This window comes from Neobacillus sp. YX16, from assembly GCF_030123505.1.
Lineage (GTDB): Bacteria > Bacillota > Bacilli > Bacillales > Cytobacillaceae > Neobacillus.
In genome coordinates, this window is the sequence record NZ_CP126115.1 from 1394778 (window position 1) to 1408879 (window position 14102).

A 14102-nucleotide genomic window follows, 5' to 3' on the forward strand; every position below is an offset into this window, starting at 1 on the left:
CGACAGGTACAATACCTGTCGATTTCTATTGTATTTGAGAATTTTCATTTTTCATAAACGAGGTGATAGTTGGAAACTTAATGCGAAATGTGGTGCCAGCGTCTAATTCACTTTCGACTCGAATAAAACCATTCATAGCACGGACAATACTATAAACGACCATCATTCCGAGACCTGTACCATTCTTCCCTTTCGTTGAATAATAAGGCTCACCGAGACGTTCAAGCTGCTCAGAAGTCATCCCAATTCCTGTGTCCCTGATACAGATGGTTATATAATCCTTGCTAAAATGGGTTTCAACATAAAGATGACCGCCAGTCGGCATCGCTTCAACTGAATTTTTGAGGATATTAATGAAGCATTGACGAAATCTTTGTTTATCCCCTTTAATGAATCCAATGACCGAAAAATCAGTGATAATTTCAACGGAATTTTGGTTTGCCATTGGAGTTAAGATGTTAATAATTTGCCTAAGTTCATTCTTAACATTTAGTTCTTCAATCGAGACTAAAGACGGCTTAGCAAACGTTAAATAATCTTCAATTACTCTTTCAGCTGAATTAAGTTCGTCTTTTACGATTGAAAGGTATTCTCTACGTTTATGTCTAGGGAGGTAGTCATCATTAAGTAACTGGACAAACCCGCTTGCAGCGGTTAACGGATTTCGGATCTCATGTGAGATGGCAGCACCCATTTGTTCGACAGCTTTTAGTTTTTCCACTTTGATTAATTGATGTTTTAGTTCAACACTTTTTTTGATGTATTCAATCGAATAGGCAATTAGACCAATGCCTAGCGGGGGAAGTACCAGGTAGGCAAACAATACATCATACCAAGGGCTGCCTGTATCTTTAAGCAATTCCCCAGCAGTACTTAGTACCCCAAGTATCATACCTAAACAAATTGCAGTATAAATTCTTCGTTCTGAGGATTGTTTCCAAAACCAAGGTGATAACCGAAAAAAAACAATAGCGAGTGGTACATAAAGAAGAATCGTTCCTACCAAACCTGAGTCAAGGCCGTAAAGGCTTCTAATGATTATCAATCCTGCGACAAGTATAAGACCGATTCCGAGATATAAACCGCCAATGACGATAGGAATGATACGCAAATCGTATCTTGCATATGGAACAGGACTATAGGCGAACTGAAGACATATCCATAATAATAAGACAGAAATGATGATAATAGTCGTTTTGGAAAAAGGAAGTGTTCTGCTTCGATCAAGCCAAATTAGGCAAAAAAGAAGCAATATTATTAAAATGGAAAGATTTAAGAAAAGGTGTTTAGTAATTTCCATCTATTTCACCATCCAATGTGCTTATAGGAAAATTTTACATTTTTCTTCGTATTAATACAATAAAATTTACTAATTATTTTGAATAAATAAGTGAAAAGGGATGGAAATTGTAGAAATATGTATAAAAACGGAAGGATTAAAGCCCTTCCGTTTTTATTTTTATAGAGTTGAAATGGTATTCCTTCCTTTAGCCTTGGAGGTATATAAAGAAGTATCAGCTAAATGAATTAAATCTTTTGGCTGCAAATCACAATTCGGAATGATTGATGCAATTCCAATACTGATTGTAACGATGTCCGAAACTTCCGAACTACTATGGTCAATTTTAAGTGACTGAATCTTTTTTTGAATCAAATTAGCTATTTCAATTGCCTTATCCAACTTCGTTTTGGTTAAGATAAGGGCAAATTCCTCACCGCCATATCGACAAAAAGTAGCATATGGGTTATTGGCCACAAGTTCTTTTATGGCAGATGAAATGGTTTGCAGGCACTGGTCACCAGCAAGGTGACCGTAAGTATCGTTGTACTTTTTAAAGTAGTCAATATCAAACATGAGAAGAGTTAATGGTGACTCGGTTGAAGTTAATCTGGTCCATTCCTTGTTAAGAACTTCATCAAAATGCCTTCTATTTCCGATGCCTGTCAGCCCATCCATATAAGAAAGTTGATTTAGAAGTTCATTTGCTTTGTGCAGCTTCTGTTCGCTTTCCTGTAATTTTAGTAGACTAAGATTTAATTCTCTTTCTGCTGCATTTGAATTAACAATATATACCGATAGATGATAAGCAAAAAATCCCCCAATTAAGGAAATAAGATAATGATTCAATAAAACATTTAAAAGGGTCTTTGTTTCTTCTATATAAATGGCAAAGACAATTGATATAAAAAATAATCCAATAAGGTTCATAGTAAATGCTTTTAAGGTTGGTTGGATGTTTAATTTAGAAAACCAGCCACACACGATTCCTGTCAGGAGTGCACTAATGGCTGCCACAAATGCAGTTTCCGTAAAACCAAAGAGAGTAACCCTTCCTAAAGCAATGAATATAGAAGCAATAATTGCAGGAACAACGCCCCCAAAGGCAGCTGAAATGACAATCGCAAGGTGCCGTAAATCAGCAATCGTAGTGGAGTTAATTTGAAAACTAAATACCATTAAGATGTTTCCAAGAACACCATAGCAAATTCCCCAATAAAGCTTTGTTGAATGTGACGAAGAAGGAGACAATGGCATATATTTAAAAATTTGACCCATCACTGCAAATGATGCAATCAGAATGGTTGCATTTGAAAAGAAATCTTTTAACATTCATGTTCTCCTAATAATAGATACAATCTATTTTCTGTTTCGCATATCCATTTATTATAGAAGAAAAACATTCTCCTGTGAAATAGAATATTTAAGCAAGTAACCGAAAACTATATAGATGAATACTTTTAGGGAGGGCCTAATGAAAAATAGAGGTAAAGTCTTCATCTTGTTCGTATTGGTTATTGTTTGTACACCTCTTTTTGTAGACGCACATGTAAAATGGTTTACAGAAGTTACTCCAGAAAAAGAAGAAATTGAACATATCTTATCGCCGCTGTTCATGACGATTACCTTATTGGTTGCGGCTTTGCTCGCTATGTTGACTCAGTTATTGCCTCTGCTGGATAAAGTTCCTATTACTAAAAAAATCGATGAAGTATTGGACAGATACCGAAAATCCTCTAGGTATATTTTAAAATATGGTACTGCGATTGCGTTAATTATTCAGGTTTTGGCAGGGACGATATTTGCACCAGAATTTGCTATCACAAATCAAATCATAAGAATCCTAATGTGGATAACGATTATCCTGCTATTGATACCTATTCATTATGCAACAAAAGCTGGTGCCCTTATTTTATTGGGATTATTTATTCATCAACTCATCCACTCTGGATTGTTTCATATGCTAGACTATGGCTTTTATCTAGCCATTGTGGGGGTATTATTAGTCGGGAAAACGAAGATTGAAGATTGGGGATTTCCGTTTCTATATTTAGGGACAGGATTATCCTTATGCTGGGTAGCCGTTGAGAAATGGGTCTATCCTGCAATGAGTATGGATATTATTCATCAGCACGGAGTGCCGACCTTTGGTTTTCCACCGGCAACGTTTGTGGTACTAGCTGCTTTTATTGAATTTGTCGTTGGATATTTATTAATCGTAGGGATCTTAAATCGTCTCCTGGCCTTTGTCTTGACATTGATATTTATTTCAACCACCATGTTATTTGGTGTCACAGAAATTATTGGGCACCTGATGATTCATATCGTGTTAATTATCTTTATCATAGAAGGAGTATCATTTTATGATCCCCCAATAAAAATACATCGGACCAAAATTTCTCAAATGGTGTTTGTATTTTTGAATTTTGTTTTTACAATGGCCACCTTTCTTCTTATTTACTATCGTTTTGCATAGAGAAAAAGCTTCCTGTTGGGGGAAGCTTTTTCTCTATGCTATTGCTGAAGAATGGGCATTTTTATCATTTCCTTGGCAGCTTGAATTGCCTCTTCTTTGGCTTTTTCAACTATTTCCGGTACCTTTTGCGGATAGAGGTCTAAAGCTTCTGCAATAATGGTATCCATAACCTCAATTCCGAGGAATTCAAGCGCTATTCTTAAATAACGATCGCCGCATTCTAATTCCTTCATTGGTGTACCTGTGTAGAGGCCGCCGCGTGTATTGATATGGATTGCTTTTTTACCAGTGAGGAGACCTTTTGGACCATTTGCTGTATGAGCAAAAGTTTTACCAGCAATAAACAAATTATCTAAATATGCTTTTAACACGGCTGGAGAGCTCAAGTTCCAAATAGGAGAGACGAAAACATAGTAGTCATAAGAAAGAAATTCATCAGCAAGTGCATGCATTTTAAGAATTTTCTTTCGTTCTCCCTCTGTTAACTGATCTAAGGTATAACCATAGCCGGCTAGTTTGCCTCTTGCAGACACTAATTCTGCATCCATATGTGCGATATCGAATGAAAACAAGTCAATTGTTTTCATTTCCATCTCTGGGCATTCTTCTATTATTGTATTGATAAATGCCTCACCGATTTTCAGCCCTTTTGATTTCTCAAGTCCTTTTGGATTTGCTGTAATATATAATAATTTTCCCACTTAGACACATCCAATCATTTTAATAAACCTCATTACTACTATTATAAAAAACATAACCCTCTCAATTTTTGTAAAAATGGTGAAGTTCGTGAACATTAAGTGTCGAAAAGTGGTAAGTATATTATTAATTTTAAGTAGGAATAAATTCATTAAATTGTTAGAATTCTTTTATGATAATTAATCAGTAATGCAATATGATTAAGTTAGAACATTGTGAAGATTTAATACCAAAAGGCGGAATTACTATGAATGTACAAAATTCCCAAATGAATGATGAAAGTGAATTAGCGTTATTACGTCAGAGAGTTGTAGAACTAGAGGAGAGAGAAAAACAGCTAGTCAAAAGTCTTCGCTTAAATCAATCCTTGCATTCAATGATTCTTAATACATTACCTATAAATGTTTTCCTAGAGGATCCTGAAGGTGGAACGATATTTGCAAATAAGCAGGCCTGTCTTGCACATGGTTTAAATATGGAGGAACTTGTGGGGAAAACAGTGTTTGACTTTTTTCCACATCCTATTGCAATGAAACAGCGTGAAATCGACTTAGAGGTATGGAAGAAGCGTACTCTTCAAACGAATGAGGTGGAGACCGAATTTCAAGGAAAAAAAGGGCATATGCTTACCGGAAAGACGATTATCCACCTAGAAGAATCTAAGAGAGACTATTTGCTCGGATTTGGATTGGATATTACGGAGTTGAAAAATGCCGAAGAAAAAATTTCACATATGGCCTACCATGATGCCCTAACAGGTTTGCCTAATCGTTGGTTTATAAAATCGTGTTTAAAGAACTTTAACATTAATAAAATCCATAGTATGCAGGGTGTACTGTTGCTTGATTTAGATCATTTCAAAGTGATTAATGATAGCCTGGGGCATGAAGCAGGAGATCAGTTATTACAATTAGTTGCCGGCAGACTGGGTGAAGTAATTCAAGCTGATAAAGTTTTATCACGTTTTGGCGGAGATGAATTTATTATCTTTATTCCTGAATTATTATGTGCAGACGAGGTATTTGATTTTGCAGAAGAAATCGTAAAAGTTATGAAAAATCCATTTTGTATTTATGGTCAAAAGTTTACGATATCAACAAGTATCGGTATTAGTTTGCATCCCAACCATGGTGAAGATATGGAAACACTAATAAAGAATGCTGACCTTGCGATGTATCATTCTAAAGAGCGGGGAAGAAATTGTTACTCCTTGTTTACTCCCTTGATGAAAGAGAAAGCCATTGTTCGTATGAACATGCTGACAAAATAAAAAAGAATCGGAATCACCTTTGAGTGGATTCGATTCTTTTTTCAGCCTTAGCTTAGCTTAATAAATAACAAACAAAATGACAAAATAAATGGCCATAGTAATAAGTCCAACGGGAACACCAAAGCTTGCCCATTCTTTACTGGTAATGTTGAGTTTTCCTGCTGAAATAATATTTGGTATATTACCTGGTATTAGCATACCACCACTAATAATTAGCCCCATTAAAACAGCCTGAATGGTTGCTTGGTCCATGGCTGGACTAATTTCGGCTGCAGCCAGGGTAGCATTATCTAAAATAGCGGAAATCATGTTAATCCAATAGAGCAGCATCGGATGTAGTCCTAAAATATATTCATTTATTAACGGTTCAAATCCATGTCCAAGGAAGGTTAATCCCATAACAAATAAGTAAATTTTGGCTGATCTAATAATAATTTCTTTATAGCTTTCTACTTTTTGTTCTGACTTTAAACCATCAGCACTTTCTTGTGGTTTAACTAAAAATATTGTCAAAATACCAAAAATCACTACGGCGGGAATCACTTCAGGACCAATTAATTTCAGTAAATAGAAGAAGTCTTCATTTAACTTACTGAGTGTTATGGTTGCTAAAGGCTCACCGATGGGTGTGAGGGCTGCGCCAAGTCCAATCGAAAAACAAGCTAAAACGGTAAAGCGAATTTCAGATTTACGGTCAAGTGGAAGGACATTAATGATGATTACGAGCACAATCGCTGCAATAATTGCCGTAATAATGCTTGATGCAAGTCCTAGTATAATGACGGTTAATCCGAAGAAAATTCTAGGAGTTAGTATTCTGCTCAACCATAGTATTGATTTTTCCAGCTGAACCTGTCCCCATTTACAAACTAATCCTGCAATTAAAACAGCTAGTGTAATATTAATAGGATCAACCAGGGATTTTTCGATTAAATGAAGATTCATCATGCCGCTTATCGAAGCAGCTGCAATTCCCATTACAAATAAGAATAGTTCCAAATTGTGTTCGACCTTTTTTACCGAAAACGGTAAAAATAAAACTAAAAGTAAGATAATTACTAATCCAAACAATTCATACCAAATCCTTTTTTAGTCTAATGAATAAATCTATTATAAACTTTTGCGTTAACTATTGGGAGATTTATCAGTAATCGTATTGTAAATATGATTATATTATCCTAAATATCTACACAAAAGTCTAAAGAATCTCTATTAGGGCGGAAATTATTTTTATGTGAAATGATATGCCGGAGTAAATTAATTTGTCCAGCCACTCTGAATTCGATAAACTATAGAAAGAGTGTAGTGTAAGAATTATCAAGAATCTATTTGGGAGTGAGCATTAAATGAATAAAAGAGTAGTGATTACAGGTGTTGGAGCAGTCACTCCTTTGGGAAATGATGCTCATACATCATGGAAACAAATTAAAAGTGGAGTTTCCGGAATTGGTCCTGCAACCCTATTTGACGTCGAAAAGGTTGACGTTAAGATTGCAGCGGAAGTTAAAGGATTTGCACCAGAAGAGTTTATGGATAAAAAAGAAGCAAGAAGGATGGGGCGTTATAGCCAGTTTGCTATTGCAGCAAGTCAAATGGCAATTAAGGATGCAGGAATCCAAATTGGAGAGGATATCCAACCAGAACGTGTCGGCGTATGGATTGGATCAGGAATTGGCGGCTTGGCTGAATTTGAGGAACAACATCGGAAGTTTATAGAAAAAGGCCAAAGAAGGGTCAACCCGTTTACAATACCGATGTTTATTCCTGATATGGCGGCAGGTCAAGTATCCATTTCACTTGGTGCTAAAGGAATCAACAATTGTTCGGTTACAGCATGTGCGTCTGGTGCCAATTCCATTGGTGATGCATTCCGCGTGATTCAAAAGGGGGATGTGGATGTGATGATTGCTGGTGGAACGGAAGCAACCATTACCGGGATGACGGTTGCGGGATTTTCAAATATGACTGCACTTTCAAAAAATCCAGACCCGGCCACAGCAAGCAGACCATTTGATAAAAATCGTGATGGATTTGTCATTGGGGAAGGTGCAGGGATTGTGGTCTTAGAAGAATTAGAACATGCATTAGCTCGTGGTGCTGCCATTTATGGAGAATTAATAGGTTATGGGGCTACAGGTGATGCCCATCATATTACGACTCCTGCACCAGAAGGAGAAGGGGCTGGAAGGGCAATGAAATTAGCATTAGCAGATGCTGGTATTACCCCTGACCATGTTGACTATATCAATGCTCATGGCACGTCCACCTATTATAATGATTTGTATGAAACATTAGCCATCAAAGAAGTTTTCAAAGACCATGCCTATAAATTATCTGTCAGTTCCACGAAATCAATGACAGGCCACTTGTTGGGCGCAACGGGGGCAATAGAAGCGATTTTTTCTCTTTTTACAATCAAGGATGGAATCATCCCGCCAACGATCAATTATGAAACACCTGATGAACAACTGGATTTAGATTATGTCCCTAACGTAGCTAAGGTAAAGGATGTTCAAGTGGTATTATCCAACTCATTAGGATTTGGCGGTCATAATGCCACTTTGGTTTTTAAAAAATTTACCGAATAAAATTAGCTGTGATATTTACTATTAAAGCTCTATAAAGACCAAAATGCGATGAAAATAGGGGGGCGGTCACTATAAGGGCACCATAGTGACCGAAATTCCCAAAAAGTAGGGGCTGCGGTCACTATAAGGGCACCATAGTGACCGAAATCCCCAAAAAGTAGGGGCTGCGGTCACTATAAGGGCACCATAGTGACCGAAATCCCCAAAAAGTAGGGGCTGCGGTCACTATAAGGGCACCATAGTGACCGAAATCCCCCAAAAAGTAGGGGCTGCGGTCACTATAAGGGCACCATAGTGACCGAAATCCCCAAAAAGTAGGGGCTGCGGTCACTATAAGGGCTCCTTAATGACCCAAACTCCAAAAAAGCTGAAGCCACGATCACTATAAAGGCTCCAGCTTTTTTTCATGTATATAAATTGCTATAAACCAAGCTTTTTTAGGAAGTCTACTGTTTCTTGATGCTCAGGTTTAATTAGTTTAAGTAATCTTTTATCAGTCTTTACAAGGGGCTTTCCGGTTTCATCTGCAATCGCTCTTGTAAACGAAGTACTGTTTAAAACTTTCCACTTTCCGTCTTGAACCTCTAACTGAAGATCGATAATTCCAAGCCTGCTTCCAAAAGCACCTGCCATGACAACTGGCTTTCCCTTGATTTTCCCTTCGTCAATATTTGTATTAGGTAAATCCTTGTAGGCGCGTCCCGGGAAAATGCCATGAGAATGTCCGGCTAGAATGGCATCAATTTCTTGAATCTCACTTAGGTAATAGACTGCATTTTCCGTTTCAGGATGGTATGGTTCACTATCAATACCTGTATGGGCAAGAGCAATGATAATATCTGCTCCTTTGGCCTTCATCTTCGGTACGAATTCCTTCGCGGCTTCCACTATGGGCCGCGCAATCACTTTACCTTCTAAATTTGCTTTATCCCATCGCATAATTTGAGGCGGCATAAAACCTATGACTCCAATTTTTAATTCATGACTTTGTCCCTGAATGTCGACAACATTCCTTTTTAAAATAACATAAGGCTTAAAGTAAGGCTTATTGGTTTTTGCTTTATATACATTTGCATTAACCACAGGCATTTTAGCCCCTTTTAGGACAGTTTTTAGGAATTTAAGCCCATAATTTAATTCATGATTGCCGATTGCAATCCCATCATACTTTAGATAATTAAAGGCACTGTAAACGGGATGTATTTTTCCTTTTTGAATTCCTTTTATTCTAACCAGGTATTCACCAAGCGGGTTTCCTTTTAAATGGTCGCCATTATCAAACAGAAGGGAATTCACTGCTTCATTTCTGGCCTGATGAATAAGGCTGGAGGTCTTTACCAGTCCAATTGTATTGTCTGTTTTCGTCTGGTAATAATCATAATTCACTAAAGTAGCATGTAAATCGGTCGTCTCGAGGATTCGTAAATCAACGATTCTTGTGTTTTCTGCATCCATGTTAGAAGGAAATAGTACTTGAGTGATTGTAAACATGATGAGTAAAAGGAACACCTTTTTATTGTTCATAAACGTCAACCCCCTCCAAACAGTTAATTATGTGTTATTATTTGGCAGATTGCAGCTGTTGATACATGCGAAAAGAACCATTAAAAGTACAACAACATGTTCATTAAACTGTGACATTGGTCAACGCCGATTGGTGAAAACGTACATTATAATAAAGTATATAATAGGTATTTATTTAAATGTAACCGTTTGCAAAAGAGCTTCGTTTAAGGAGGTATCCTTTACATTGAACAGAATCACCATCCTAACCGGTCACTTTGGTAGTGGCAAAACAGAGATTGCGATAAATCTGGCAATGAATGAGAAAAAGCTACATAACAAAACAGCTATTAACGACTTAGATGTCATTAATCCTTATTTTCGTTCTAGGGATGTTTCCGATCTTTTCGAGCAGCGGGATATTGAATTAATAGCTCCTGCCAACCGCCTGGCAACCTCAGATTTACCCATTGTTTCGGGAGAAATCTATCGTGTTTTACATGATCCTCGCTACAGAGTGATTATCGATGCCGGTGGCGATAAAGATGGAGCTATGGCTTTAGGACAGTATTATCACGAATGGAAGTATTTAGAACCAGAGCTGTTATTCGTCCTGAACGCGAATCGTCCATATGTCAGTACCATAGAAGGTGCGATCTACACGATTGAGCAGATTGAAAAGGCTGCTCGTTTAAAGGTAACGGGAATCATCAACAATTCAAATATCGGCAGCGAAACGAGCATGGCAGATATCCTCAACGGGTATGAGATGAGTTTGGAGGTGTCAAACATACTTTCAATTCCGCTGCTATACACTACCATCTCTGTTGATTTAGAAAATAAAGCCAGTTGTTTTGCAAATAGCCATCAGGTGATGTTCATCAAGCGTTATATGAAAGTACCCTGGGAAGGATAGGAGTGAAAACAGGTGGAAAAAAGAGTTGTTTTTAATGAGGATATTTGTAAATCGTGCGGACTTTGTGTTCAGGTATGCCCAACAAATGTTATTTTTCTAGCAGACTATTTAAATGGAAAAGGCTATCGTCCCGCAGCCGTCACCGATCAGGACCATTGTATTAGCTGTGCGAAATGCGCCCAAATTTGCCCGGATTGTGTCATTTCCGTATACAGACCAGTCAAGGTTTTGCAATCTGTTTAATTTGAAAGGAGCCTTATTTATGGGGAAAGTGTTGATGAAAGGAAATGAAGTCATCGCGGAAGCAGCTGTCCAAGCAGGTTGTAAATACTTTTTTGGCTATCCGATTACACCGCAAAGTGAGCTTGTAGCCTACATGGCGAGAAGACTCCCAGAGGTTGGCGGGTTATTTCTGCAGGCTGAAAGTGAAATCGCTGCGATCAATATGGTTTATGGTGCTGCTGGGACAGGAGTCAGGGTTATGACCTCCTCTTCAAGTCCTGGATTCAGCTTAAAACAGGAGGGAATTTCCTATTTAGTAGGTTCAGAGTTACCCGCTGTCGTTGTAAACATCGTTCGGGGCGGCCCTGGCTTAGGGAATATCCAGCCTGCCCAGTCTGATTACTTCCAGGTAACAAAGGGCGGCGGTCATGGGGACTATAATATCCCCGTGTTGGCACCCGCTTCTTTACAAGAAATCGTCGAATTAACAAGTGAAGCATTTGACATCGCCGACCGCTACCGTACACCTGTGATTCTTATGGGGGATGGGATGCTCGGGCAAATGATGGAGCCAGTAGAGTTTATAGATGGGACTGAATCAGAGCTTCCAGAAAAGAATTGGGCAACAACCGGAACCCGCGGAGACGGACCGCGAAGAATTATCACCTCACTGGAGCTTAATGCTAAAAGCTTGGAAACTCGTAACGAAGCCTTGCAGAAAAAGTTTGCGAGAATCAAAGAAAACGAGGTTCGCTACAAAACCTATCTAACCGATGATGCTGACTATATTATGGTAGCTTTTGGCACAGTAGCCCGAATTACGATGAATGCTATTAATAAAGCTAGACAGCAAGGTTTAAAAGTAGGACTAATCCGTCCAATTTCACTTTGGCCATTCCCAGAAAAACCGTTCCTAGAAACGAGAGATGTAGTAAAAGGATATATTTCCGTAGAAATGAGTGCCGGTCAAATGGTTGAGGATGTGAGATTGGCTGTTAATGGTCATGCAGAGGTGGACTTTTACGGACGGACAGGCGGAGTGGTACCAACTCAGGAAGAAATTTATCAAAAGATTTTAACTGTAACCGGAGGTATTACGGTATGAGTATGAAAACAGTTTTTAAAAAGACAAACGGTTTGACCGATAACCCAACACACTACTGTCCGGGCTGTACACACGGCGTCATCCACCGGCTTGTCGGAGAGGTTCTGGAAGAAATGGATATTTTAGAGGACACGATTGGAGTTGCCTCTGTCGGGTGTTCGGTTTTATCCTATGAATATTTTAATTGTGATATGACTCAGGCGGCTCACGGCCGTGCTCCAGCTGTGGCAACAGGAGTGAAAAGGGTGCTGCCTGACCGCTATGTATTTACCTATCAAGGTGATGGGGACCTAGCATCCATCGGTATAAGTGAAGTCATTCATGCTGCCGCTAGAGGGGAAAAAATTACGGTTATTTTTGTAAATAATGCGATTTATGGTATGACAGGCGGACAAATGGCACCGACTACCTTGATCGGCCAAAAAACAGCTACTACCCCTTTTGGACGTGATGAAAGTATTCAGGGATCGCCGATTAAAGTCTGTGAAATGCTGGCTACTTTAGATGGAACTGCCTACATTGAAAGAGTTTCTGCACATGATGTACCACATATCCAAAAGGCAAAACGTGCGATTCGGAAGGCGTTTGAAGCACAAAAAAATGGGCTTGGCTTTTCAATGGTTGAGATATTATCAACCTGCCCGACAAACTGGGGTCTTGATCCTTACGAATCCCTTGAATGGGTAAAAGATAATATGATTCCTGCTTATCCTCTAGGCGTTTACAAAAATATAGAGGGGGGCCAGTAAACATGTTGGAGGAAATCATTATCGCAGGTTTTGGCGGACAGGGTGTCATGTCAATGGGTCAACTGATAGCATATGCTGGCATGCTCGAAGGGAAAGGAGTTTCATGGCTTCCATCCTATGGTCCTGAACAACGCGGCGGAACGGCAAACTGTGCAGTGATTGTATCCGATGAACCCGTTGGTTCCCCGCTAGTCACAAATCCTTCGACAGCTATAATTCTAAATAATCCTTCCTTCGATAAATTCGAACACCGAGTACGTCCAGGAGGATTATTGATTATTAATTCATCATTAGTGACAAGAGTTTCCGAACGCAGTGATATCGAAATCATTGAATTAACTGCAACCGATATGGCAGCAGATCTTGGAAATGCACGGGTCGCGAACATGATTTTATTAGGCGCCTTTATCGAACAGACAAAGGTAGTTTCGAGTGAATCCATCATAGAATCATTGAAAAAAGTACTGTCAAAAGAAAAACACCATTTAATGGAGGTTAACAAACATGCTCTCAATAAGGGGTTTAGTTCTGTAAAAACAGCCTGATTATCATTCAGGCTGTTTTTACATTTGGGCCATCATTAAATGGAAGCATATACGGGAAATTTAGAAATTTTTCGGACATTACCGCTATTCGTACCCGTTCAGGTTGAAAAAGGGGCCAAGCGGTAACGAATAAAGGCTATTCGTGCCCGTGGGTGATAAAAAAGGAGTCAAGCGGTAACGAATAAAGGCTATTCGTGCCCGTGGGTGATAAAAAAGGAGTCAAGCGGTAACGAATACAGGCTATTCGTACGCGTTCGGACTAAAAAAGGAGCCAAGCAGTAGCGAAAAGTTCTAATCGTGCGTTATTGATTTTATAACAACTTATATAGGTAATATTCGTTTGCGAATTTTTCGTTAATTTTCAGTGAGTGAATTTTTTCTCCTTTTAAAACAAACCCCATCTTCTTATATAAGTTAAACGCCTTCGTGTTGCCTTTAATAACCATTAATCCCAATCTGGATATTCCAACGTCTTTTGCCCAAACAAACAATTTGTTAAATAGCTTAGTGGCAATACCTTGACCTCGGTAATCTTCTGAAACTCCTAAAACAAGATAGACGGCATGTTGATTTCGTTTTAACTTACTGCCTATTGCTGCAATAAACCCTACAAGTTTGTTTTCCGTTTCGGTAACAAAGGAATATACAAACAACAAAACTAGCAGTTCACTCACTGCTAGTTTTCATCATAATAACGCAAAGTTGCTATGTACTTTGCGTTTTCTTATGTAATTTGTTGTTTAATTATAT

General features: G+C 38.5%; 14 protein-coding genes. 8 read left to right on the plus strand and 6 right to left on the minus strand.

Annotated elements, in window-relative coordinates; all coding sequences use genetic code 11:
• Positions 1-25: 25 nt before the first annotated feature.
• Both QNH48_RS06840 and QNH48_RS06845 read right to left on the minus strand, forming a co-directional pair.
• Entirely contained in the window at positions 26-1300 is a 1275-nt protein-coding gene (locus QNH48_RS06840) for an MFS domain-containing histidine kinase (protein ID WP_283954297.1), read from the minus strand.
• A 159-nt stretch (positions 1301-1459) separates the two neighbouring features.
• Positions 1460-2611, minus strand: a complete 1152-nt coding sequence (locus QNH48_RS06845; RefSeq protein WP_283954298.1) for a GGDEF domain-containing protein — start codon at positions 2609-2611, stop codon at positions 1460-1462.
• Positions 2612-2753: 142 nt separating this feature from the next.
• Between QNH48_RS06845 and QNH48_RS06850 the strand changes: the two genes are divergently transcribed.
• A complete protein-coding gene (locus tag QNH48_RS06850; protein WP_283954299.1) occupies positions 2754-3755 on the plus strand; it encodes a DoxX family membrane protein in 1002 nt (333 codons plus the stop codon).
• Between the two features lie 38 nt (positions 3756-3793).
• On the opposite strand, the gene QNH48_RS06855 is transcribed toward QNH48_RS06850, so the two are convergent.
• Positions 3794-4456 (minus strand): FMN-dependent NADH-azoreductase, encoded by a 663-nt coding sequence (locus QNH48_RS06855; RefSeq protein ID WP_283954300.1) that lies wholly within the window; start codon positions 4454-4456, stop codon positions 3794-3796.
• A gap of 245 nt (positions 4457-4701) precedes the next feature.
• On the opposite strand from QNH48_RS06855, the gene QNH48_RS06860 reads away from it, so the two are divergent.
• Complete coding sequence (locus QNH48_RS06860; protein ID WP_283954301.1) at positions 4702-5724, plus strand: GGDEF domain-containing protein; 1023 nt, start codon at positions 4702-4704, stop codon at positions 5722-5724.
• A gap of 57 nt (positions 5725-5781) precedes the next feature.
• Here QNH48_RS06860 and QNH48_RS06865 read toward each other — a convergent pair whose 3' ends face one another.
• The gene (locus tag QNH48_RS06865; RefSeq protein ID WP_283954302.1) at positions 5782-6795 is read right to left on the minus strand and encodes a DUF1646 family protein; all 1014 of its coding nucleotides are present in this window, start codon (positions 6793-6795) and stop codon (positions 5782-5784) included.
• Positions 6796-7070: 275 nt separating this feature from the next.
• On the opposite strand from QNH48_RS06865, the gene fabF reads away from it, so the two are divergent.
• Positions 7071-8312 (plus strand): beta-ketoacyl-ACP synthase II, encoded by a 1242-nt coding sequence (gene fabF, locus QNH48_RS06870; protein ID WP_283954303.1) that lies wholly within the window; start codon positions 7071-7073, stop codon positions 8310-8312.
• Positions 8313-8732: 420 nt separating this feature from the next.
• Here fabF and QNH48_RS06875 read toward each other — a convergent pair whose 3' ends face one another.
• Positions 8733-9836 (minus strand): metallophosphoesterase, encoded by a 1104-nt coding sequence (locus tag QNH48_RS06875; RefSeq protein WP_283954304.1) that lies wholly within the window; start codon positions 9834-9836, stop codon positions 8733-8735.
• Between QNH48_RS06875 and QNH48_RS06880 the strand changes: the two genes are divergently transcribed.
• From QNH48_RS06880 to QNH48_RS06900, 5 genes are read left to right on the plus strand one after another with little or no spacing between them, the layout of a single operon-like run.
• Positions 9802-10731 carry a nucleotidyltransferase family protein gene (locus tag QNH48_RS06880; protein WP_283954305.1) on the plus strand — a complete coding sequence of 310 codons (930 nt, stop codon included), beginning with the start codon at positions 9802-9804 and terminating at the stop codon, positions 10729-10731. The two genes, QNH48_RS06875 and QNH48_RS06880, sit on opposite strands and share 35 nt — an antisense overlap.
• Positions 10732-10743: 12 nt before the next feature.
• Complete coding sequence (locus QNH48_RS06885) at positions 10744-10974, plus strand: 4Fe-4S dicluster domain-containing protein (RefSeq protein WP_283954306.1); 231 nt, start codon at positions 10744-10746, stop codon at positions 10972-10974.
• Positions 10975-10993: 19 nt separating this feature from the next.
• Entirely contained in the window at positions 10994-12058 is a 1065-nt protein-coding gene (locus QNH48_RS06890) for a 3-methyl-2-oxobutanoate dehydrogenase subunit VorB (protein ID WP_283954307.1), read from the plus strand.
• Entirely contained in the window at positions 12055-12807 is a 753-nt protein-coding gene (locus tag QNH48_RS06895; RefSeq protein ID WP_206021628.1) for a thiamine pyrophosphate-dependent enzyme, read from the plus strand. Before QNH48_RS06890 ends, QNH48_RS06895 begins: the two co-directional genes overlap by 4 nt.
• A 2-nt stretch (positions 12808-12809) precedes the next feature.
• Positions 12810-13352 (plus strand): 2-oxoacid:ferredoxin oxidoreductase subunit gamma family protein, encoded by a 543-nt coding sequence (locus tag QNH48_RS06900; protein ID WP_283954308.1) that lies wholly within the window; start codon positions 12810-12812, stop codon positions 13350-13352.
• Between the two features lie 311 nt (positions 13353-13663).
• Here QNH48_RS06900 and QNH48_RS06905 read toward each other — a convergent pair whose 3' ends face one another.
• Positions 13664-14026 (minus strand): GNAT family N-acetyltransferase, encoded by a 363-nt coding sequence (locus QNH48_RS06905; RefSeq protein ID WP_283954309.1) that lies wholly within the window; start codon positions 14024-14026, stop codon positions 13664-13666.
• Positions 14027-14102 lie beyond the last annotated feature (76 nt).